This window comes from Ruegeria sp. BHSB056, from assembly GCF_059613305.1.
Genome location: NZ_JBXWSG010000001.1, coordinates 74,243 through 96,406 on the forward strand (window position 1 = coordinate 74,243; position 22,164 = coordinate 96,406).

Sequence of the window (22,164 nt, forward strand, 5' to 3'; positions counted from 1 at the left end):
GTACGTGGACAAGACGCGAAAACAAGAAAAGCGGACCCGTGACAGGTCCGCTTTTGCCCTTACGGGCGATGGGCAGCCAAGGTGGGCTTAACTGCTCATGTCGTAGGCCCGCTCGCCATGTACCGAGAGGTCGAGGCCATTTGTCTCGGTCTCGGCGTCTACGCGAAGTGGCGTGATCTGTGCAACCAGTTTGACCAACACAAACGTGACAACTGCCGTAAAGGCACCCACGACAATCAGCCCGCCCAACTGCGCGGTCCAGGTTCCCAGGCCAAACAGGGCGATCATGAGCGTGCCGAAGATACCGCCGACACCATGCACGGCGAACACATCCAGCGTGTCGTCGATATTCAGCTTGTTGCGCACGATGCTGACGGCTTCCTGACACAGAACACCGGCCACCGCGCCAATGATCAGGGCCTGAACCGGACCGACGAAACCCGAAGCCGGCGTGATCGAGGCCAGGCCTGCAATTGTTCCGGTGACAAGACCCACCATCGAGGCTTTGCCAAAGCGGATGCGTTCCCAAAGCGCCCATGTCAGTGACGCGGTTGCGGCGGACAGGTGGGTAACGGTCATCGCCATCGCAGCGCCTCCGTCCGCGGCCAGTTGCGAACCGCCATTGAAGCCGAACCAGCCGACCCACAGCATCGCGGCGCCGACCATGACATAGCCGGGATTATGCGGCGGGGTCGTGCGGTTGCGGCGCGGGCCAAGGATGACGGCGATGATCAGGGCTGCCAGACCAGCGGTTTCGTGCACCACGATACCGCCCGCGAAATCACGCACGCCAATGTCGCCCAAAATACCTCCATCGGCCAGCATTCCACCGCCCCAGATCCAGTGAACCACTGGCGCATAGCACAGCAGCATCCACAGCGCCGAGAAGGTCAGCACAAAGCCAAAGCCCACCCGTTCAACATATGCGCCCACGATCAGGGCCGGGGTGATGATGGCAAAGGTCATCTGAAAGGCAAAGAACAGAATTTCCGGTAGAGTGCCAGCAAGGCTGTCCACATCAACACCGTTGAGGAAAGCCTTGCCCAAACCACCCCAAAGCCCACTTTCACCGGGCCCAAAGGCGATGGAGTACCCGGCGACCAGCCACAGAATGCTCATCAAACAGGCAATGGCAAAGCAGTGCATAAAAACGCTGAGCACGTTTCGGGCACGTACAAGCCCGCCGTAAAACAAGGCCAGCCCCGGCAACGTCATAAAAAGGACCAGTGCTGTAGCAACTATGATCCAGGCTGTATCGGCTCCATTCATGGGCCGCTCTCCTTTTCCCTGCATGGTTTCCCGGGCAGGTCATCTGACAACGCTCCGGGCTCGAGTGAGTGTTTGTGCAGAGCCTTGAAGCGGAGGGCAGGTGAGGAAAAAAGAGGCAACACCCGAATTGAGCGCCTGTTTTGTCGCCTTTTGTTCAAGTGATGACAGTTTTGGCGGCTATGGGCAGATAATGCCTAAAAATCGTGCGTGTTATGAAAGTGCAGTCAGAAGTAACGCCAGCGCATGGTCCCGCGCGGCGCGGCGCACCGCATCCCGCCCTTGCGCGCCAAACTCAATCGTTTCACTCCGGGTTTCCCGGCCTTCTCTGGCCAGTCCGAAACATACGCGCCCTTCGGGTTTAAATTCAGACCCGCCCGGCCCGGCAATGCCGGTAATCGCGACGGCAAGCTGCGCTTGTGAGTTGCGCAATGCGCCTTCGGCCATTTCGCGAGCGACCTGCTCGGACACTGCGCCGAAAGCCTCCAGTGTTTCTGCCAACACACCCAGCATGTCCTGCTTGGCCCTGTTGGTATAGGTGACAAAACCCCGATCCACGACAGCCGAACTGCCGGGTATATCCGTCAGGGCCGCAGCGACCATACCGCCGGTGCAGCTTTCCGCTGTGGCGATCATAACGCCCTGCGCTTTGGCGCGGTTCAGCAGGTCGGGCACGTTCATAGGCCCAAAACCCCGTGTGCGATGCCTGCCAGAACCATCACACCAATGGCTGCGAGAATACCCGCAATCACGTCGTCCAGCATCACTCCCATAGGATCGCCGCGACGATCTGCCCAACCGACGGGGCCAGGTTTGGTGATGTCGAACAGGCGGAACAGGGCAAACCCGGCAACCCAACCGGGCCAGAGGGCGGTTATGTCGATCCCATGCGCCCAGGACGGATATGAGATCGCCCAGAGTGCAATGAACTGGCCTGCAACCTCATCAATAACGATTTCCGACGGGTCGTGATCGTCCTGACCGTCGGTCATCACGCGCGTGGCCCACAGGCCGCCTGCGAACACCACCAGTGTCGCGATTGCCAGCAATGGGAATCCCCCCAGCGTGTGCAGGCCCCAAGCCATCGGCAGCGCGGCCAGCGAACCCCAGGTGCCGGGGGCAGGGCGCAAATATCCGACACCGCCAACGGTACCAATCAACTGCGCCGCGTTCATGATTTCACCAGACAGGCCGTCGCAATCGATGCGATGCCTTCACTGCGACCGGTGAAGCCCAGACGCTCGGACGTGGTGGCCTTGACCGAGACCTGATCGGCACGCAAGCCCATGATTTTGGACATTTCTTCGCGCATGACAGCGGCGTGTGGGCCGATCTTCGGATATTCACAGACCAGCGTGCAATCCACGTTCGAGATACGATACCCCATCTGTCCGGCCAGTTCGACCGCGTGACGCAGAAAGATCTCGCTGGCGGCACCTTTCCATTGCGGATCCGAGGGAGGAAAATGCTGTCCGATATCGCCTTGCGCCAATGCGCCATAAATCGCGTCGGTTACAGCATGCATCCCGACATCCGCATCCGAATGCCCCTGCAACCCGCGATCATGGGGAACCTTCACACCGCAAAGGACCACATGATCCCCGTCGCCAAACCGGTGCACGTCATAGCCGTTGCCAAGTCTTACATCCATATCCATTCCCATGATGCGTTCCGCCCGGGCAAAATCCTCGGGGCGAGTGATCTTCAGGTTGTCCGCATCGCCCGGTACGATGCAGACATCTACCCCCGCAGCGCGTGCAACCTCAACATCATCAGCAGCACCGCCCGGATGCGCCGCATGGGCGGCGGTGATGGTGTCATAATGAAAGCCTTGCGGTGTCTGTGCCGCAAACAGGTTGCTGCGGTCTTGCGTGCCTGTCACGTCCCCGTCTTGTCCTATCCACAAGGCGTCAGTCACCGCTAGTCCGGGGGCCGCGGCCTGATGTGCATCCAATGCGTGCAAGACGTCCTGAATGGTGCGCGACGAAACGCAAGGTCTGGCAACGTCATGAATCAGGACGCGCTTCACGTCGAGGTGCGCCAGGGCCTTCAAACCATTGCGTACAGAACCCGTGCGATCTGTGCCGCCCGAGGCGAGGATCAGATCGGTATCACGAAACTCCTCCCAGACCAGAGTGTCTTCGTCGGATAAGACCAGAACGATATGAGCGACCTGTCCGCGGAACCGATCGATTGTCCAGTCTGCCACGCGACGACCTGCAAGGCTGCGCCACTGTTTTGGGACGTCGCCCCCTGCGCGCATGCCGCGGCCTGCGGCGACTATGATGGCAGCTGTGGTCATGCAGCGCGCCCTCCATTTTGTTGCGTTTGTTTAGGCGGCGGTGATTGCAGTGGCAATCACCTATGGTCTAGTGATTAAAAAATAGGCAGATGATGGTTTTGCGGGCTTGTTGCGCGTCGTTTTGTTGTTCATATGCGTGGAATTCGATATCAGAACTGCAACTGCCCAAGGATTAAGCACGTTGACTTTGCGCTTCGCTGACAAATTCGTAACATCGCCGGTTTTGCTGGCCCCGATGGCCGGAATCACAGATCGCCCGTTTCGGGATCTGGTTATGCGCTTTGGTGCCGGCATGGTCGTCAGCGAAATGGTCGCAAGTCAGGAGATGGTGCAGGCCAAACCTGGAGTGCGGGAGCGCGCCGAACTGTCCGCCGATGTGGAAAACACGGCTGTGCAACTGGCAGGGCGCGAGGCGCATTGGATGGCCGAGGCCGCGCGTCAGGTTGCTGATCGGGGCGCGCGGGTGATCGACATCAACATGGGGTGTCCCGCCAAGAAGGTAACAAATGGGTATTCCGGTTCGGCCCTGCTGAAAACACCGGACCACGCACTGACGCTGATCGAGGCCGTTGTCAGTGCAGTTGACGTTCCGGTGACATTGAAAACCCGTCTGGGGTGGGATGACACCCTGCTGAATGCCCCCGAGGTTGCGCGCCGTGCACAAGAGGCAGGCGTTCAGATGGTTACGATCCACGGACGCACGCGATGCCAGTTCTACAAGGGGCGCGCTGACTGGAGCGCGATCCAGGCCGTGAAACAGGCCGTGTCGATTCCGGTCATTGCGAACGGAGATATTGTAGACACAGCTGCCGCACGAACCGCTTTGGAACAATCTGGTGCAGATGGGGTCATGGTCGGGCGTGGCGCGCAGGGTAAACCCTGGCTTCTGGCGCAGATCAGTCACGACCTTTACGGGGCGGATGCGCCGGGTATTCCGGTCGGGAATGACCTGATCGACATGGTGCGCACGCATTATCAGGCGATGCTGGGGTTCTACGGTGCCGATCTGGGCCTGCGTGTCGCCCGTAAGCATCTGGGATGGTATATGGATCAGGCCGCAACCCCTGCGCCGCTGCGCCGGGCGGTTCTGACGTCGCGCAACACGGATGATGTCCTGCGCCTTCTTGGGGATGCACTTGCCGAAACGGGCGAGGCGGCGGCATGAACTCCAACGCCAACATCTGGAACTCTTTGCCGGTTCCGGCTTTCATTATTGATGAAAACGACCGCATCGCAGATGTGAATTCGGCGGGCGAGGGGTTTTTGAATGCCTCGCGCCGGTCGGTAATCGGGCATCCGGTATGGGACCAGATCGCCGTTGACGCGCCGCTTGAGGAAGCATTCCTGCGCGCCCGGTCGCAAGGCACGCCACTGTTCGTTAATGACGTGGATGCGGGTTCTGGGAATCGTGCACCCTTGCAATGTGCGTTGCAAATCGCGCCTCTGGTCGGGCATCCGGGGTCGATGATCATGATCATATCGCCTCGTGAACTGGCGGGCCGGATGACCTTGGGCAACACGGTCAAGTCAGCGGCGCAGTCGGCGATTGGCATGGCCGAGATGCTGGCGCACGAAATTAAGAACCCACTGGCTGGGATTACCGGTGCAGCGCAACTGCTGAGCATGAATATTTCGTCACAGGATCTTGAACTTACAGACCTTATTGTGGCCGAAAGCCGCAGGATCGTGAAGCTTCTGGAACAGGTCGAGCAATTCGGCAACTTGCAGAAACCGGACCTCAGGCCGGTCAATATCCACGATGTACTGGACCGTGCAAGGCGGTCCGCGCTGCTGGGATTTGGCGCGGATATGACAATCATCGAGGATTACGATCCGTCATTGCCGCTGGCCTATGGCGATCCGGACCAGTTTCTTCAGGTGGTTCTGAACCTGCTGAAAAACGCATCCGAGGCCGCGGGGCCTCAGGGCGGAACAATCCGTCTGCGCACGTATTTCGAACATTCCTTCCGCCTGCGCCGAAGTGATGGATCGGGTCATTCCCTGCCGTTGCAGATCGAGATCATCGATGACGGTCCGGGCCTGCCCGAGGATATCCGCGGTGACATTTTTGACCCGTTCGTGTCGGGCAAGGAAAACGGCACCGGTCTGGGACTGGCGCTGGTCAGCAAGATCGTTTCCGACCATGACGGCTGGATTTCGGCCGACTCCGTGCCCGGCCGCACCGTTTTCAAACTGTCGCTGCGCCGCGCGCCGCGAGATGCAACAGAGCACAAGAAGGAGAGCACCTGATGGATGGCACCGTACTGGTTGCGGATGACGACCGCACAATCCGCACCGTTCTGACTCAGGCGCTGACGCGGGCCGGATGCAAGGTGCACGCAACGTCTTCGCTGACCACCCTGATGCGTTGGGTCGGCGAAGGCAAAGGCGACGTGGTGATCTCGGACGTTGTCATGCCTGATGGCAACGGTCTGGAAATGCTGCCGAAGATCGCAAAGGATCGCCCTGGATTGCCGGTTATCGTGATTTCCGCGCAAAACACGATCATGACCGCGATTCAGGCGGCTGAGGCTGACGCATATGACTATCTGCCCAAACCGTTTGACCTGCCGGATTTGATGAAACGCACGGCGCGGGCGCTGGATCAGAAGCAGCGCGCACAGCCGGAGCCCATACAGGCAGGTGGTGAGCGTCCGGATGAGCTGCCGCTGGTCGGCCGCACGCCAGTCATGCAGGCTTTGTATCGGTTGGTCGCCCGCGTGATGAACACCGACCTGCCGGTTATGATCTCGGGTGAAAGCGGAACGGGTAAGTCGCTGATTGCCCGGGCAATTCACGACTTTTCGGACCGGCGTACATTACCCTTTGTCACAGTCACCGCAGCCGACCTAAGCGATCTGGAGGGCCCGGCCCGCGTGATGGCGCGGGTGCGTGGCGGTACGCTGCTGATAGATGAAATCGCGGATATCGGCGATGAAATTCAAGCCCGCGTGGTGCGTATGATGGATACGCCCGGCGATCATGTTCCGCGTTTCATGGCAACCAGCCAGACAAACTTGACCGATGGAATGGAAAACGGCCGTATCCGTCAGGACCTGTACTATCGTTTGTGCGGGGCAACGATCCACGTGCCCTCGTTGCGTGAAAGGGTCGACGATATTCAACTGCTGGCCGAACATTTCCTGGCCCGGGAAGAGAAGGAAAGCGGAAACAAGCGGTGGCTCAGCCCGGAAGCGGTTGAGTTGGTGCGGCGCTATTCATGGCCAGGGAACGTCCGGCAACTGGAAAACGCCGTTCGCCGTTTGGGGCTGACCAGCCGGGCAGATGAGATTTCGAAGGCCGAGGTGGAAATGGTGTTGGGCAGCCAGCCCGAGGCTGCGCCTGTTCTGAGCGGCGGCGAACGCGAGAAGCTTTCAACCTCGGTCGAGCGTCACCTGCGACGGTATTTCGATCTGCACGGCAATATTTTGCCGCCGCCGGGCCTTTATCAGCGGATTTTGCGTGAGGTTGAGGCCCCGCTGATCGAAATCGCACTGGATGCAACTGGTGGGAACCAGGCAAAATGTGCTGATTTACTGGGGATTAACCGAAATACGCTGCGAAAAAAGATTACAGATCTCGATATACAGGTGACACGGCGCCGCAAGCTGATGTAATATCGCCACACAAACCGTGGCATCCCGGCATCTGTCGGGAAAAGATCACGATATATGGCGGTAAGCCGCACAAGCGGCACATCAGGATGAGGGCAGACGGTGGCAACCCGAGCACAGAGCGGGATGATCCCATCGATTGGTCGATGGCGTAAATCACGGAAACTGCGCAATTTCGGCACCTTTGGGCTGGTCCTCATGGGGCCTGTTCTGGCGCTTGCCACATACCTCGTCATTGGTCCTTTTGACCTAGGTGCGACCGCGCCGACATTGCGGCTGATTCTGCTGGCCGATCTTGTCTATGTTTTGGTCGTTGCGGCTTTGGTGCTCAGTCAGTTGGGCAGCCTGATTGCGGCAAGGCGGGCCAAGTCGGCAGGCTCGCGCCTGCATTTGCGCCTGATCGGGGCGTTTACGCTGCTTGCGCTGGTTCCGACCGTTACGGTCGCCATTTTTGCTGGCCTGACCGTGAATATCGGTCTGGAAGGCTGGTTTTCGGATCGCGTGCGCCAGGTTGTCGGGTCTTCCCTTACGGCGGCAGAGGCTTATGAGCAGGAACATCGCAGCGGTCTGACGCAGGACGCAACCGTCCTAGCGCGGTTCCTGAACAATGCACGCTCAGTGGAATTTTACATTTCTGATGCCGAACTGCGTGAGGTTCTGGCGCAGGGGCAGGCCCGGATTCAGCGCGGATTGCGCGAGGCCTATGTCATCGACGGCACGGGCGAAATCCGGTCGCGCGGGGATCGATCCTATCTGTTCAACTACGAGGCGCCTACAGCGGAACAGATGACCGAAGCGGCAGATAAGGGGCTGCTGATCATTGCCGACTGGCCGAATAATGAATTCCGTGCGCTGGTGCCGCTTACTGCCTATCTGGACCGTTACCTGTATGTCAGCCGCGAGGTGGATGGGCAGTTGTTGACACTGCTGGATGACACCAAGGAAACGGCACAGTTTTATCAACAATTGGAGAGTGAACGGGGCAGGGTGCTGTTCGAGTTCGGCCTGCTGTATCTCGGCTTTGCGCTGATCCTGATCCTGGCTGCGATGTCGCTGGGGATGTGGTTTGCCGAACGCCTGTCGCGCCCGGTAGGACGTTTGACCACGGCGGCGCAGCGGGTCGGCGCCGGAGACTTGAGCGTTCAGGTGATCGAAGAGGCCAGCGACGACGAAATCGCGATGTTGGGCCGATATTTCAACCAGATGACCCGACAACTCAAGGGGCAGCGGGACACGCTGCTGGAAAACACCCAGCAAATCGAAAGCAGGCGTCGCCTGTTTGATTCCGTGCTCAGTTCGGTCACGTCCGGTGTTGTCGGCGTGGATCCCGATGGGTGCGTTACCTTCGTCAACCGTTCGGCTGAACGCTTGCTGGACTGGTCGCGGGGCGAAGAACACCTGGCTATCGGCATTGCGGTTCCCGAGTTTCTGCCTTTGTTTGAGAGCCTCAAGGACAGCGGGCAAGAAGCCGTTCAGGGCGAGATCAAGGTCACACGCAAGGGGCGGCTGGAGAACCTGCTGGTCCGCATGGCCATCCGTCGCGGAGAGGATGGCGGGCTGGAAGGCTATGTGGTTGCCTTTGATGATGTAACCGATCTGGTCAGCGCGCAGCGAATGGCAGCGTGGGGTGACGTGGCCCGCCGTATTGCACATGAAATCAAGAACCCATTGACGCCGATCCAACTCAGCGCAGAGCGCATCAAGCGCAAGTTTGCCCGCAAACTGGATGAGGAAGACAGTGGCAGCCTTGAATCGATGACCGGTGTCATCGTGCGGCAAACAAACGATCTGCGGCGTATCGTGGACGAGTTTTCCAAGTTCGCGCGGATGCCCGAACCCGTTCGCCGCGAAGAGGACTTAGTCGAACTGGTGCGCGAAGCCGTTCTTTTGCAGCAGGCGGGACAGCCGGACGTACAGATTGACGCTGACCTGCCGCAGCAGCCAATCATGGCGGATGTAGATGCGACCATGCTCAACCAAGCGTTGACCAACCTGATTAAGAATGCCGGAGAAGCTATTGTTACCTTAAAAGAAAAAGGGACCACGGAAAACCTGAAACCACAGATCAAGGTGGCTCTTTCAAGCGATGATGCAGGTACAGTCATCACCATTGCAGACAATGGGATCGGTCTGCCGGAGGACCGGGCGCGTTTGTTTGAACCTTATGTAACGACACGCGACGAAGGGACCGGATTGGGCCTTCCGATTGTCAAGAAAATCATAGAAGAGCACGGCGGCGCGCTGACCCTTGAGGACGCGCCGGTATTTGACGGACAGGGCCATTTTGGCGCAATGGCTGTGATCCGTTTGCCTGGGGTAAGTATGTCCCCAACCGTTGCGCCACAGAAGCAGGCAATTAGAACCAACAAACTGAAAGCAGGCCAAAGATGAGCGACATTCTGATCGTAGATGACGAGCGCGATATTCGCGAGCTGGTGTCCGACATTCTGGAGGACGAAGGCTATTCAACCCGGCTGGCAGCCAACTCGGACGAGTGCATGGCGTCGATCAATTCCGAACCGCCGGGTCTGTTGATTCTGGATATCTGGCTGAAAGACAGCCGCATGGACGGGATCGATATTCTCAAGGCGGTAAAGCGTGATAACCCGGATGTGCCGGTGGTGATTATTTCCGGCCACGGCAACATTGAAATCGCTGTAGCGGCCATCAAACAGGGTGCTTACGACTTTATCGAGAAGCCCTTTAACATTGACCAGTTGATGGTGGTGATCCGCCGCGCGATGGAGACGTCTCGTCTGCGGCGCGAGAACGCGTCCCTGAAGCGGAAAGAGGTCAACAACTCGGATATGATCGGCAAATCCGCGTCGTTCCGGGCCATGCAGGGGCAGTTGGACAAGGTGACCAAATCAAACGGTCGCGTCATGTTGCGCGGGCCTGCGGGTTCTGGCAAGGAAATCGCTGCGCGTTATATCCATGCCCACTCCAACCGTGCGAACGCTCCGTTCGTGACCGTCAACTGCGCCGGGATTGAGCCTGAGCGTGTGGAAGAAGTTCTGTTTGGTCGGGAATCAGCCGAACGCGGCGTGGAATCTGGATTGCTGGAAGAAGCCCACGGCGGCGTGGTCTATTTTGATGAAGTGTCCGACATGCCATTGGGTACACAGTCCAAAATCCTGCGTGTGCTGGTGGATCAGCAATTCCAGCGCGTGGGTGGCTCGGACAAAGTGCGCGTGGACCTTCGGGTGATCTCATCAACCAACAAGGATCTTGATGATGAAATCGCGGCCGAACGTTTCCGGGAAGAGCTGTATCACCGCCTGAATGTGGTACCGATCACCGTTCCCTCACTCGAGGACCGGCGCGAGGATATTCCGGTTCTGGCCCAACATTTCATTGAAATGTGTAATGAAACCCAAGGGTTGCCCATGCGGGAGCTGTCGGAAGAGGCTGTCGCTTTGCTTCAGACCATGACCTGGCCGGGTAACGTGCGTCAGCTGAAGAACCTGATCGAACGTGTTTTGATCCTGGGTGACGGCACCGGCCCGATTGAAGCGCGCGAGCTGCCAAACGAAGAAGACAAGGCCGAAGAGTCGGGCCGCGTTGTCTTGTCGGGTGCGCTGGCCACTTTGCCGCTGCGCGAGGCCCGCGAAGCGTTCGAGCGAGAATATCTGCTGACCCAGATCAACCGCTTTGGCGGCAATATCAGCCGCACCGCCAGCTTTGTCGGCATGGAACGCAGTGCGCTGCATCGCAAGTTAAAGTCGCTGGGTGTTGTGACCTCGAACAAATCCGGTGCGCGGGTCGCGCAAATCGACGAACCTGAACCGGCGGAATGAGTCTGGGGTCATAGTTCACGGGCAGATGGATGTGTAGAACTGATGGCGAGAACGGTGAACTCTGATCTGTCTGGCCGGTTCGTCGAAGGCTACCCGGCTTTTGGCAGGCGGTTAAAGCGACTTCGACGGTCGATCGGATTGAAACAAGCTGCGCTGGCCGAGGTTCTGCAGGTCGATCAGACCACGGTTTCCAGATGGGAGAACGGGGTTCAGCTTCCAACGCCTGATCAACAACACTCGGTGTTTGCTGCGCTGGCTCCTTTCAGGGCGGATGACAACGCGTTAAGACGGCTTGTCGTGAACTCGGCCGACTGCATCCATCTGGTTGAGGAGGCCAGCCACATGTGCCTGGCCTATTCCCGCCGGCGGGCGCAGGACTGGAAAACCTCCCAACGGGCACTGCTTGGCGTATCCCTCTGGCAATTTGCGACGGACGAAATCCGCCAGGCTGAGGCCGAGCTACAGGACGAGGGATGGTGGGATTTGCAAGCGCCCAACCCCAAGTCGTTTGTAACCTCCGAAGCGCGGCACGACCGTATCCGGATCAGTGCAGGACAGATCACCTGGGAACGGTTGTACCTGTCGGATGGAACGCCAGTCCGGCTGGTCAGTGGGGCACGGTCGGGACGCGCATAATTTATGCGTATTCCTGTGCGGTCGGGTGCAGTAGAACCGGCTTATGCCCCATCCATTACGCATCTTGTTACAGGTTTTGTTGCTTTGGCTTGCCGGGCTAGGTGCGGCGACCCAATTCGCCAAAATTGCGGTTCCTTTTGCTCAGGTCGCAGCCCTCTATCCTGCGCACGCGGACAAGATTGGCTGGCTTTTGTCAGTCATCAGCCTGATTGGCGCGATTCTTGGTGCATTGTCCGGCGCGATAGCCGGGCGGGTTGGGCCTGTCCGGCTGCTGATGTTTGGCTTGATCCTTGGCGGGGCGGTGTCCCTGTTTCAGGCCAGTATCCCCGGTTTGGGCCTGATGCTGGTCAGCCGCGTTGTCGAAGGGGTCTCTCATCTGGCCATCGTTGTCGCAGCACCAACACTGATTGCGCAAATCACGATTGGAAAATGGCGCAACGCGGCAATGGTTTTGTGGAGCAGTTTCTTTGGTGTCGCCTTTGCCCTGAACGCATGGCTTGGGCTTCCATTGATCTCTCGGGTCGGGCTTCCGGTTTATTTTGCTACCCATGGTGTGCTGATGTTTCTGATCGCCGGCTTGATCGTGTCTTTCCGTCCCAACAGTGCGTCGGCTTTGGCGAACAATCCTTCTTGGAACGTTCGAACACTGATTGACATACACGTAGAGACCTATCGTTCTGCGTTTGTGTCGGCCCCGGCGCTCGGGTGGTTCTTTTACACGCTGACCTTTGTCTCGTTGCTGGCCATTCTTCCGGGAAGATTGCCGGAAGATGTCAGTGCGATGATTGCGGGTCTGATGCCGTTGGCCGGGATCGTGATTTCCTGGCTTACCGTCCCAGTGTTGCTGAACGTTTGTTCTGCTGTTTTTGTTGTTACCCTCGGTTTCGGGCTGTCTATCCTTACGATAGGCGCGCTGTTTCTTGGTGCCCCGTTGCCCGTTGTCTGCGTTGCGCTTTTTGCGGTGCTGGGGCTTGTTCAGGGCGGCAGTTTTGCAGCGGTGCCGCAGTTGAACTCGACACCCGAAAGCCAGGCGCTGAGCTATGGTGCGATGGCGCAGATGGGGAATGCGGGTAACCTATTGGGCACACCTGTTTTGCTTGCAATACTGTGGCGGACCAGTGAAGCAGGCATGTTGATTGCCGTGGTAGGGTTCTATGCTGTTGCCATGGCGCTGCATTTGTGGCTTGCCGCGCGGCGCAAACGTGCTTGAACCGGACTGGAATGATCAATCGCGCGGTACCGTGGTTTTGCTTACCCGGCTTGCCCCGGAGTGATGATCTGAAACGACCCGTCATCGAATTTCACAAAGCATGAGGCACTGTTGAGGGGCGGCAATGTTGTTGTTCGCGCCAATGGTACCCGCGATTTCACATTTTGCTTGCAGGGCGGCAAACTGACAGGGCGAAATCCCTTTTCGGCCATGCATTGCGCCTCAACCGTGTTTCGCAGACCCTGATTCACATCGACGGTATAGACCCTGCCGGGCTGCCACCAGCCCGGGGATTGATAGCAACGACCTCTGCCGTCGCAATATGTGCGCCCGGGCCAATAAGTCGGCGGGCTTTGGCGGATCTGATTGGCAACCGGCACCTCTTTGACCGCCCTAAGCTGGCACTTGGTGGTCTCTTTTTGCAGACGTGACACGGTTTCACCCTCGCGATAATAAAGCGAGAGCGGCCCGCACGAGGACAGCACCATCAGCGGCACAAGCATAGGAAACAGCGTTTTCATATGCTTATCTTGCCGCAGCTGATCAGCGATGACAATTCAATTGACCGCTTTGGGGGCATCTGTCATTCAATCCTTTCAGGCAGAAGGGCCAGAAACATGAAGGTCATTATTTGCGGCGCGGGTCAGGTCGGCTGGCAGATTGCGCGGCACCTTTCGGGTGAATTGAACGACGTCACCGTTGTCGACAACAATCCCGACCTGGTTCGGCGGGCGACCGAAACGCTGGACGTGCAGGGGATCGCCGGGTTTGCAAGTTATCCCGATGTGCTTGAAAGGGCAGGCGCGCGCGATGCGGACATGATTATCGCTGCGACCCATTCGGATGAAGTGAACATGGTCACTTGCCAAATGGCGCATTCGGTCTTTTCGATCCAGCGCAAGATCGCGCGACTGCGGTCAAAATCCTATCTTGAAGCGATCCACTCGGACCTTTACCGGCGCGATCATCTGCCGATTGATGTGGTGATCAGCCCAGAACGCGAAGTGGCCGCAGCCGCGATGCGCCGCCTGTCGGCCCCGTCCGCCTTCGACACCGAGATTTTCATGGACGGCAAGGCGCAGCTTTTGGGTATTCGCGTGGATGAAGACTGCCCGATTGTGAACACACCCTTGCGGCAATTGACCGATTTGTTCTCGACGCTCAGTTCGATCGTAGTCGGGGTGCGTCGCGATGGCACGCTTTTTGCACCAGAATCCGAGGATCAGTTGTTTGTAGGCGATGAATGCTACGTCTTTACCAATGTAAAAGACGTGGATCGCACCATGGAAGTGTTTGGCAAGACCCAAAAGCGTCAGGATCGTGTGGTGATCGTGGGCGGGGGCAATGTCGGGCTTGAAGTGGCACGAACTCTGGAAGAACAAAAGAGCCGCGTGCGCGCCAAGATTGTCGAGCGGGATCGGCGGTGTGCCGAGATCGCCGCCGAGGCGCTGGAACGAACGATTGTGCTGCACGGTGATGGTCTGGATGCCGGTTTGTTGAGCGAGGCCGGTATCGAAAGGGCGGATGCAATGCTGGCGGTTACGGATGATGACCGCACGAACATGCTGGCCGCTGTACGCGCCAAGTCCGAGGGTTGTGCCCTGGCGATCGCTTTGATCAATGATCCCAGTATGGTGGCCCTGATGGGACCTTTGGGGATTGATGCGTATATCAATCCGCGCGCAACCACCGTCAGTTCGATCTTGCGCCACATCCGTCATGGCCGGGTGCGACAGGTCTACTCGATCGGAGATGCTGAGGCCGAAGTGATCGAGGCTGAGGTTCTGTCAACCTCTCCCATGGCGGGTCAAAGGCTGCGCGACATCGATTTTCCCGAGGGCGTACTGGTGGGGGCCGTGCGCAAAGGAGATGAGGTTATGCGACCGACGGGCAGCCTCAGGATCGATGAAAAGGATGTCGTCGCGATCTTTGCCATGGCCAACGACGTGCCTGAGGTCGAACGCCTGATGCAGGTTTCAATCGATTTCTTCTGATGGCGCATGCGGGGATACAACAGATCGGGCTATTGCGGCGGTTGCCGCTGTTTCTTCTGATCTGGGCTATTGCGTCACTGGCCATGTGGATTCCGGCAGTTTACGCGCTGGCGCTGGATGATCACGATACATCCCGGTCGTTTTTGTATTCCGGTATCATTGGGTTGTTTCTGGTCGTCAGTGTCGCACTGGCCTCGTCCAACCGTGTGCCAAGGCGCGGAACATTGGGGCAATTGGCGGTGATGCTTGCATGTTTCACCATTCTTCCCGTCTTTCTTGCAATTCCATTTCACGATGCGCTGGGAACGACCACATTCCTGAACGCCTATTTTGACATGGTCAGTGCCCTGACAACCACGGGGGCAGATCTGTTTCCGGATCCAGACCGCCTGACGGCACCGCTGCACCTGTGGCGCGCCTTGGTTGGATGGATGGGCGGTTTGCTGATGTGGATTGCCGCCGCGGCAATCCTTGCGCCTTTGTCGCTGGGTGGGTTCGAGGTCACGGCCCGCGGTCAGCCGGGTCGCCCGGTATCGGGTGTTGCGCAAAGCGAACGCGTTGATCCGCGCGGTCGACTGCTCCGTGTGGCAAAGGGACTGACCCCGGTCTATGCCGGGTTGACGGCCGTGATCTGGATCCTTCTTCTGATCGCAGGCGAAACCGGATTGACAGCCGTTTGTCACGCAATGTCGGTCATGGCGACGTCCGGAATTTCTCCGGTGGGCGGCATGGAAGGCGCGCAGGCGGGCTTCACGGGTGAGGCGATCCTGTTTTTGTTCCTGTTCTTTGCCCTTTCGCGCCTGACGTTTTCGACCGACACGGCAACGTCCGGTTATTCCCGCCTGGATACGGACCCGGAGTTTCGCATTGGCCTGATGATTGTTCTGGCCGTTGCAGCGCTACTGTTCTTTCGCGTTATTGCAGGCGTTACGGAAATCGGCAGGCAAATTGAACCTTTGCAGGCATTGCAGGTCATTTGGGGTATGCTGTTCACTGTTCTGGCTTTCCTGACAACAGCAGGGTTTGAAAGCGCAAACTGGGATGACGCGCAGCAACTGTCGGGCCTGGGAACGCCCGGATTGTTGCTGATGGGGCTGGCCCTGATCGGTGGCGGGGTTGCGACCACGGCTGGCGGCGTGAAATTACTGCGGGTCTTTGCACTGTACCTGAACGGTGCGCGCGAGATCGACCGGTTGATCTATCCCTCGTCGGTCAGCGGGGTTGGAGGCGGCAACCGACGCATTCAAAGGGACGGCGCGTTTATCGCCTGGATATTTCTGATGCTCTTCGCGCTGACATTGGCAGTGTTCAACGTTTTGCTGGCCGCGATGGGGGCCGGGTTCGAACAGGCCATGGTGCTCAGTGTCGCGACACTCAGCACAACAGGTCCACTGATTGAATTGGCTACTGACGTGCCGATCCGGGTGATCGACCTGTCCGCAGGGGCCAAGCTGACGCTGTGCGCGGCGATGGTCATTGGTCGGCTCGAGACGCTTGCGATCATCGCCCTGATCACCCCTTCGCTGTGGCGGGATTGAACCGGTTGGATCCCGTCGTCTTTAGTGCTTAATTTTTCGTCTGGAATATCTTACCGCGGCACTCCATACTTACCGGGAGGGAGCGCGTTGGTCCGCAACGCGTAGCAAGAACAATGGCGAGATTATCAAAATATGGCTTCGGACAGACAGAATCTTCAGGATGCTTTCCTGAACAATGTACGGAAAGCTAAGGTTCCGGTTACAATTTTCCTGATCAATGGCGTGAAATTGCAGGGTGTGATCACCTGGTTCGACAATTTCTGTGTATTGTTGCGCCGCGACGGACAGTCGCAGCTGGTGTACAAACACGCGATATCAACCATCATGCCATCTCAGCCGATCAACCTGTATGAGGGCGAAGACGCCTCTTGATGGAACATGACCGGACGCGCACCCGGGCCTGGGTGCTGCATCCCGAAATCAAATCAGATGAACAGCGCCGCGTTCCTGAACCAGCGCTGGCCGAGGCGGTTGCGCTGGCTGCTGCTTTGCCCGATCTGGATGTGATCGGGTCTGAAATCGTACGCCTGCAACGTGCCCAACCCGGCTATTTGTTTGGCAGTGGCAAGATCGAAGAACTGGGTGAGCGGCTTCGTGAAAACGAGGTTGAACTGGTTCTGATCGATGGACCGGTAACACCGGTTCAGCAGCGCAATCTGGAAAAGGCATGGAAGGTCAAGATCCTCGACCGGACCGGGCTGATCCTTGAGATTTTCAGCGACCGTGCGCGCACCCGTGAAGGGGTGTTGCAGGTCGAAATGGCTGCGCTCAGCTATCAGCGGACACGGCTGGTGCGGGCCTGGACCCACCTTGAACGTCAGCGTGGCGGTTTGGGATTTGTCGGCGGACCCGGCGAGACCCAGATTGAAGCCGACCGCCGCGCCATTGATGAACAACTGGTGCGTCTGCGTCGCCAATTGCAGAAAGTGGTCAAGACCCGCACGTTGCACCGTGCCGCGCGGGCCAAGGTGCCATATCCAATCGTTGCATTGGTTGGATATACCAATGCCGGGAAATCTACTCTGTTCAATCGGCTGACCGGGGCCGAAGTGTTGGCCAAGGACATGCTGTTTGCCACGCTGGACCCTACCATGCGCCGCGTGCAACTGCCCGATGGCCCGGAAGTTATCCTGTCGGATACGGTGGGTTTTATCTCGAACCTGCCGACCGAGCTTGTGGCGTCTTTTCGGGCCACGCTTGAAGAAGTGTTGGGCGCTGATCTGATTGTTCATGTGCGTGATATCAGCCATGAAGAAACCGAAGCACAGGCGCAGGATGTCGAAGCAATCCTGACCTCGCTTGGTGTCGACGAAGAACGTCCCCGGCTTGAGGTTTGGAACAAGACTGACTTGCTGAGCACCGAAGAAAAAAATGCCACATTGGCGAGGGCGGATCGCGATCCGGCCATATTTGCCATTTCGGCGGTTACCGGCGAAGGCGTGATCCCTTTGCTGTCCGAGATTGCGGCAATCCTGCAAGGGGCCCGGCACGAGGTTGTTCTGAACCTGACCTTTGCGGAAGGGAACAAGCGGGCGTGGTTGTTCCGGCAGGATGTTGTACAATCCGAAAAGCAGAGCGAAGACGGGTTCCGCATCACTGTCCTTTGGACGGATAAGCAGGCCGCCCAATTCGACACACTATAGAAACAGCGAAATGGCGGAACATGACTGATAAATCGGATCAAAGAATATTTCTGACCGGATTTATTGATGTTCCAGCGGACCGTCTGGACGATGTGCGCGCCGCTCTGCCCATGCATATCGCCCTAACAAAGGCGGAAGAGGGTTGCCTGTCGTTCGACATTGTCGAGGACCAGATCACACCCGGACGGTTCACTGTATCAGAGGTTTTTGTGAATCAGCAGGCCTTTGATGTGCATCAGCAGCGGACGAAGGCATCCGAGTGGTTTCTGATTACACTGGGAATACCGCGGAGTTACAATATTGAAACCGCTGGCAAAAAGACGACCTAAGTCACGTGCCTTCAAGTTGTCGCTGTAAGTCATCGGTGTCGAACCAGCCGACTGATGACTGTACAAGATGATCGGGCGCAAGTTCCCATTCATCCCAGCCACGCGCGATAACATGGTTGCCAGTCTGAGCATGATGCCCCTCACGTGTCCAGACAAACAGGGCGTGAGAGCCAGCCCATCGCATCATGTCGCACCGCACTTCCAGATCCGGAAAATCGGAATAGACTTCTCGGGCCATTTCGGCAATCGCGGCACGCCCTTCGACAGGCTCACCCCGGTTGGTTGTGATCCGACCGTCCTGCGTGTAAAAACTGGCAACGGCATCGGCGTCACCTGAACTCCAGGCAATTGCGTAATCCCGGGCAAGGTTGTTCAGAGTATCCCGAATGCTGGCCATAGTTTCCCCCTGGTCCGAAACAGTTCGCCCGGTGATGGTAGGCGAAACTGCCGCATGGCGTCCACGGTCCGGGCAAAAAGGGGCGGGGAGTCGCCGAAACCCTGATGCTTAACGTGGGATCAGATTGGTCACTCCGACAGCAGCGGCGCGGGCAAGGTCAAGGTCCAGCGACATGGGAATATATTCGCCACGCCGCCACAGCTGCGCCTGATCATCGTAATAGCGCGACAGGAAATGGCCCGATTGGCCGGTAGCCGTGATAAAGACCGAACTGTTGGGATCAGCAAAGTCATACACACCGCGATAGCCCGCCCCGTGCACGTTCTGAAACGGGTCGAGCCCTTCGCCCGACGTGCGCCCGCGCAGCAAGGTGTTGTCGCCGCCACTGGTCGATTGGCGAATGTTCACAAAATACCGAAGTATAGGCACGTTCCCCAGAACCGGGTGGTCGTGGGTTGCCTGATGGGCATCACCCCAGCGCAGGGATTCCAGTGCGCTGCCGTAGCGTTCGGTGATCCAGATCAGCGCGTCATCCAGCGCAAGTCGTGCCATTTCGGTACAGGTTTCAACCGGCGCGCTTTGTCGTACATCGCACCAGACACCGGCGCCATCAATGTCACGATAGACCCGTTCGATGAACAGGGGCTCGACGTGTTTGAATTCGCTGGCCAGCGGCCCAAGCTCGTCCGAAATCAGGCGGATCTGAAGCGCCCGCACCCAGGCTGCATAGATCAGCGGTTCGGGCAGGTGCTCGTTCATCTCGCCGTTCCAGTCCGCCAGCAGCGACAGCGCAATCTGGCGCTGTCGTTCGGGCGTCCCTTCAGGGGCCGAGGCACCGGTGTACCAAAGGTCAGCACCGATCAGCGGCAGCAGAGAGCGCGCGGTGAAACTGACCGTATCCAGTTGCGCCTCAATGAAACTGTCGCGGGTATGTACCTCACGCGATTGCATCAGGCGTTCCCAGCGATGTACGCGCTGAGTGTCACCCCACTCGTAGGACACATGATCCGGGAACGGGCGGTCGATGATCTTGTTGTTGGTGTTGCCCAGAACGCCACCGGCAGGGGCCACGAATTCCGGGTTGTTGGAGTAGGGCAGGCGGCCTTGCCAGCGGTTTGCTTCGATCCAGCCGGGTGTCGGAATGCGTCCGCGGCTTTGGTTTTGCAGATCACGCCGGGGCATGGCGCCAATCAGTTTCATCCCTATCGTCGTTTTGTCGACCAGTGACAGGTTCTGCGAAGGCGCAATGAATTGCTGCGCCACGGTTATGGCGTCCTGCACCTTGTCCGCGTTCATCAGGGCCATGGACGCCGTCATCGAAGTGTCTTGCGGGCTGAGCGCAGTCCAGGACAAAGACGCGACATGGCCTGGCGGTGTGATAGTTTCCAGCTTGTAATCCGTACCGGGCAAAACCGGCCCGTTTTCAGTCCAGCGCAACGTCAATGTAACCGGAGCTTCCCCTTTGATTTCAATGATCGAAGGACGGGTCTGGAACTCCTTATAGCCATCCGGGGTCAGGTATTCTTCGGGGTTGTCCGGATTCAGCTGCTCAATATGAATGTCCTGATCGTCAAGATAGGACGACGTCACCCCCCAACCCAAACGGTCACTGCGGCCGGTCATGATTGCGGGAATACCTGGGATCGAGGCCCCAATGACGCTTCCCTTTGCCAGACCAAGATGCGCCAGATACCACACGCCGGGTGCTGTGAAGCCCAGATGTGGGTCGTTGGCCAGCAACGTCCCACCGCTTGCCGAGCGCGAAGGCGCAGCAGTCCAGGCGTTTGATGCCCCCGCCAGCCCGCGTTTGGGAAGAGGTGACAGAGGCGTTTCGGGAAAACTTATACCAGCGGCATAGCGCGGCAGGTTGGGAAACAGCGAAGCGTATTCAGGCAGCGCAGCAATGCCGGGGCCGGGAACATCGGGCAGAATGTCTGCCAGTCTGTCAGGGTTGCTTAGCATCAAAGACGTACGCGCCCGCAGAACCTCGTCTGTCAGGTGACCGGACAGTTGCAGTGCCATAAGCTTGATCACGGCAATACTGTCGCCCGGTTGCCAGGGCGAGACGGGTGCATTGAACAGGAACATCTCAGGCGCGCCGCGCCCCAATGCCTCGTCGTTGATCTCGGTCAGGCGTGCGTTGACCCCGGCCGCATAAGCACGAAGGGCGGCCTTGGTATAGTCGTCCTGTACCTCGACCGAGCGATGGGCAAGGCCGTACAGATCCAGCCGGCGCAGCAGCTTGTCAACGCGCAGGGTGCGCGGTCCAAAGATCTCGGACAAGCGGCCCTGTGCAGTGCGGCGCATGACTGTCATCTGCCACAACCGATCCTGCGCGTGGGCATATCCAAGACCGAAAAACACATCCGGGTCATTTTGGGCCAGAATGTGCGGCACATTGGCGGTGTCGCGCACGATCTCAACCGGAGCGGTCAACCCGTTGACTTCGAGTGTCTGGTCATAATCCGGCAGGGATTGGCTGGCCAGAAAATAGACAAGGCCCATTGCGGCGAGGATCAGCATGATCAGACCCGACACGATGCGCACCAGCCAGCGGAAAACAAGACCCATTACTGCCCCAAATTCTAGTACATGAAGGTTGCGCGGAGATTAGTGGATGGCGGGTCCAACCGAAAGAGGAACGCGGCAAGAACCTGTGCGGAAAGGATGAAAACAAACACCCCACCGCAGCATTCCGCCGTGATGGGGTTCGTCGGAAGAAGTGGGATGCCCGAATTATGGAATAATGCGGGTATATTTCGTGCCTTCCACGGTCGCACCGATCTGAAGCCCAGCCTGTCCGAAAATGGCAGCCAGAACGGGCGAGCGCAGTGTCGTTGTGTCTGTCGACAGGGAATCGCCCTGATCGCTGACCACATAGCCAATATCCGCTCCGGCTGTCCAACCACTGGAACGACGGAAGTCGTTTAGGGCGTCTTCGGTCATGAAAAACAGAACATGCGCATATTGCTGCGCACCGATCTGTAGCCCGGCCGTGCCCTTGACGGCCGAGTAAAAGTCAACTGTTGCACCGTTGATGCGCAGCGCGCCGCGACCGTAACCGCCACCGAACACGAAACCGGCTTCGGTAATCAGCGGCATGACCAGCATGCCGTTGGCCTTGTTCGCAATCTCAACCGTATTGGGATAGCGGCTGTACATCTCGGTCAGGGTGGCGTCGACACGGGCGTCGATTGTTGCTGCGTTGGAATTGCCGACACCGTTGCCGCAGGCGGCGGTCAAGCTCAGACCTGCCATGCCCAAGGCAAAGCCGCGACGATTCAGTCGGGGGGAGTTGGAACTGCTCATGGTTTTATATCTCTGTAACTGTGCCTGATATGCCGGGTGATCCCGGTCTTGGCGGCAAGGATACGCCGATCAGGGCGATGTGTCACGGGAAAGCTGCCCGTTCAGGCAATCTTATCGGCGAAATATCGC

The 22,164-nt window shown here is 58.3% G+C and carries 20 protein-coding genes; 12 read left to right on the forward strand and 8 right to left on the reverse strand.

The genetic code is table 11. The features are described from left to right. Positions 1–87 precede the first annotated feature (87 nt). From AC2FND_RS00405 to AC2FND_RS00420, 4 genes are all read right to left on the reverse strand, one after another. Positions 88–1,269 (reverse strand): ammonium transporter, encoded by a 1,182-nt coding sequence (locus AC2FND_RS00405; RefSeq protein WP_496767247.1) that lies wholly within the window; start codon positions 1,267–1,269, stop codon positions 88–90. 210 nt (positions 1,270–1,479) lie between these two features. After that, positions 1,480–1,947, reverse strand: coding sequence for a CinA family protein (locus tag AC2FND_RS00410; RefSeq protein WP_496767248.1), 468 nt, complete (start codon positions 1,945–1,947; stop codon positions 1,480–1,482). Next, positions 1,944–2,441 (reverse strand): phosphatidylglycerophosphatase A family protein, encoded by a 498-nt coding sequence (locus tag AC2FND_RS00415; protein WP_480919649.1) that lies wholly within the window; start codon positions 2,439–2,441, stop codon positions 1,944–1,946. Before AC2FND_RS00415 ends, AC2FND_RS00410 begins: the two co-directional genes overlap by 4 nt. Continuing rightward, positions 2,438–3,568: a bifunctional 2-C-methyl-D-erythritol 4-phosphate cytidylyltransferase/2-C-methyl-D-erythritol 2,4-cyclodiphosphate synthase gene (locus AC2FND_RS00420; protein WP_496767249.1), complete on the reverse strand. Its 1,131-nt coding sequence runs from the start codon at positions 3,566–3,568 to the stop codon at positions 2,438–2,440. The genes AC2FND_RS00415 and AC2FND_RS00420 overlap by 4 nt, the downstream gene beginning before the upstream one ends. A 181-nt stretch (positions 3,569–3,749) precedes the next feature. Between AC2FND_RS00420 and dusB the strand changes: the two genes are divergently transcribed. The 7 genes from dusB (at position 3,750) to AC2FND_RS00455 (ending at position 12,825) form a co-directional block, all read left to right on the forward strand. Then, on the forward strand, positions 3,750–4,733 hold the full coding sequence (gene dusB / locus AC2FND_RS00425; RefSeq protein ID WP_496767251.1) for a tRNA dihydrouridine synthase DusB: 984 nt from the start codon (positions 3,750–3,752) through the stop codon (positions 4,731–4,733). After that, complete coding sequence (locus AC2FND_RS00430; protein WP_209503761.1) at positions 4,730–5,818, forward strand: two-component system sensor histidine kinase NtrB; 1,089 nt, start codon at positions 4,730–4,732, stop codon at positions 5,816–5,818. Before dusB ends, AC2FND_RS00430 begins: the two co-directional genes overlap by 4 nt. After that, complete coding sequence (locus AC2FND_RS00435) at positions 5,818–7,185, forward strand: response regulator (RefSeq protein ID WP_209503762.1); 1,368 nt, start codon at positions 5,818–5,820, stop codon at positions 7,183–7,185. The genes AC2FND_RS00430 and AC2FND_RS00435 overlap by 1 nt, the downstream gene beginning before the upstream one ends. Positions 7,186–7,308: 123 nt before the next feature. Then, positions 7,309–9,573, forward strand: a complete 2,265-nt coding sequence (locus tag AC2FND_RS00440) for a sensor histidine kinase NtrY-like (protein ID WP_496767254.1) — start codon at positions 7,309–7,311, stop codon at positions 9,571–9,573. Further along, the gene (gene ntrX, locus AC2FND_RS00445) at positions 9,570–10,979 is read left to right on the forward strand and encodes a nitrogen assimilation response regulator NtrX (RefSeq protein ID WP_209596509.1); all 1,410 of its coding nucleotides are present in this window, start codon (positions 9,570–9,572) and stop codon (positions 10,977–10,979) included. Before AC2FND_RS00440 ends, ntrX begins: the two co-directional genes overlap by 4 nt. A 42-nt stretch (positions 10,980–11,021) precedes the next feature. Further along, a complete protein-coding gene (locus AC2FND_RS00450) occupies positions 11,022–11,615 on the forward strand; it encodes a helix-turn-helix domain-containing protein (protein WP_496767255.1) in 594 nt (197 codons plus the stop codon). A gap of 43 nt (positions 11,616–11,658) precedes the next feature. Continuing rightward, positions 11,659–12,825 (forward strand): MFS transporter, encoded by a 1,167-nt coding sequence (locus AC2FND_RS00455; protein WP_496767257.1) that lies wholly within the window; start codon positions 11,659–11,661, stop codon positions 12,823–12,825. A gap of 41 nt (positions 12,826–12,866) precedes the next feature. On the opposite strand, the gene AC2FND_RS00460 is transcribed toward AC2FND_RS00455, so the two are convergent. Next, on the reverse strand, positions 12,867–13,346 hold the full coding sequence (locus AC2FND_RS00460) for a hypothetical protein (protein WP_496767259.1): 480 nt from the start codon (positions 13,344–13,346) through the stop codon (positions 12,867–12,869). Positions 13,347–13,442: 96 nt separating this feature from the next. On the opposite strand from AC2FND_RS00460, the gene trkA reads away from it, so the two are divergent. From trkA to AC2FND_RS00485, 5 genes are all read left to right on the forward strand, one after another. Further along, positions 13,443–14,819: a Trk system potassium transporter TrkA gene (trkA, locus tag AC2FND_RS00465; RefSeq protein WP_496767261.1), complete on the forward strand. Its 1,377-nt coding sequence runs from the start codon at positions 13,443–13,445 to the stop codon at positions 14,817–14,819. Continuing rightward, the gene (locus AC2FND_RS00470) at positions 14,819–16,357 is read left to right on the forward strand and encodes a TrkH family potassium uptake protein (RefSeq protein ID WP_496767263.1); all 1,539 of its coding nucleotides are present in this window, start codon (positions 14,819–14,821) and stop codon (positions 16,355–16,357) included. Before trkA ends, AC2FND_RS00470 begins: the two co-directional genes overlap by 1 nt. A gap of 132 nt (positions 16,358–16,489) precedes the next feature. Further along, positions 16,490–16,729, forward strand: coding sequence for an RNA chaperone Hfq (gene hfq / locus AC2FND_RS00475; protein WP_005982826.1), 240 nt, complete (start codon positions 16,490–16,492; stop codon positions 16,727–16,729). After that, complete coding sequence (gene hflX / locus AC2FND_RS00480) at positions 16,729–18,000, forward strand: GTPase HflX (RefSeq protein ID WP_496767265.1); 1,272 nt, start codon at positions 16,729–16,731, stop codon at positions 17,998–18,000. The genes hfq and hflX overlap by 1 nt, the downstream gene beginning before the upstream one ends. Before the next feature lie 20 nt (positions 18,001–18,020). Next, positions 18,021–18,329 (forward strand): putative quinol monooxygenase, encoded by a 309-nt coding sequence (locus AC2FND_RS00485; RefSeq protein ID WP_496767267.1) that lies wholly within the window; start codon positions 18,021–18,023, stop codon positions 18,327–18,329. Between the two features lies 1 nt (position 18,330). Here AC2FND_RS00485 and AC2FND_RS00490 read toward each other — a convergent pair whose 3' ends face one another. The 3 genes from AC2FND_RS00490 to AC2FND_RS00500 all read right to left on the reverse strand — a co-directional run bounded on the left by AC2FND_RS00490 (position 18,331) and on the right by AC2FND_RS00500 (position 22,035). Further along, positions 18,331–18,726, reverse strand: a complete 396-nt coding sequence (locus tag AC2FND_RS00490; RefSeq protein WP_496767269.1) for a nuclear transport factor 2 family protein — start codon at positions 18,724–18,726, stop codon at positions 18,331–18,333. A gap of 108 nt (positions 18,727–18,834) precedes the next feature. Further along, complete coding sequence (locus AC2FND_RS00495; protein WP_496767271.1) at positions 18,835–21,297, reverse strand: penicillin acylase family protein; 2,463 nt, start codon at positions 21,295–21,297, stop codon at positions 18,835–18,837. Between the two features lie 165 nt (positions 21,298–21,462). Beyond that, complete coding sequence (locus AC2FND_RS00500; protein ID WP_209596481.1) at positions 21,463–22,035, reverse strand: lipid-binding SYLF domain-containing protein; 573 nt, start codon at positions 22,033–22,035, stop codon at positions 21,463–21,465. Positions 22,036–22,164: the final 129 nt, after the last annotated feature.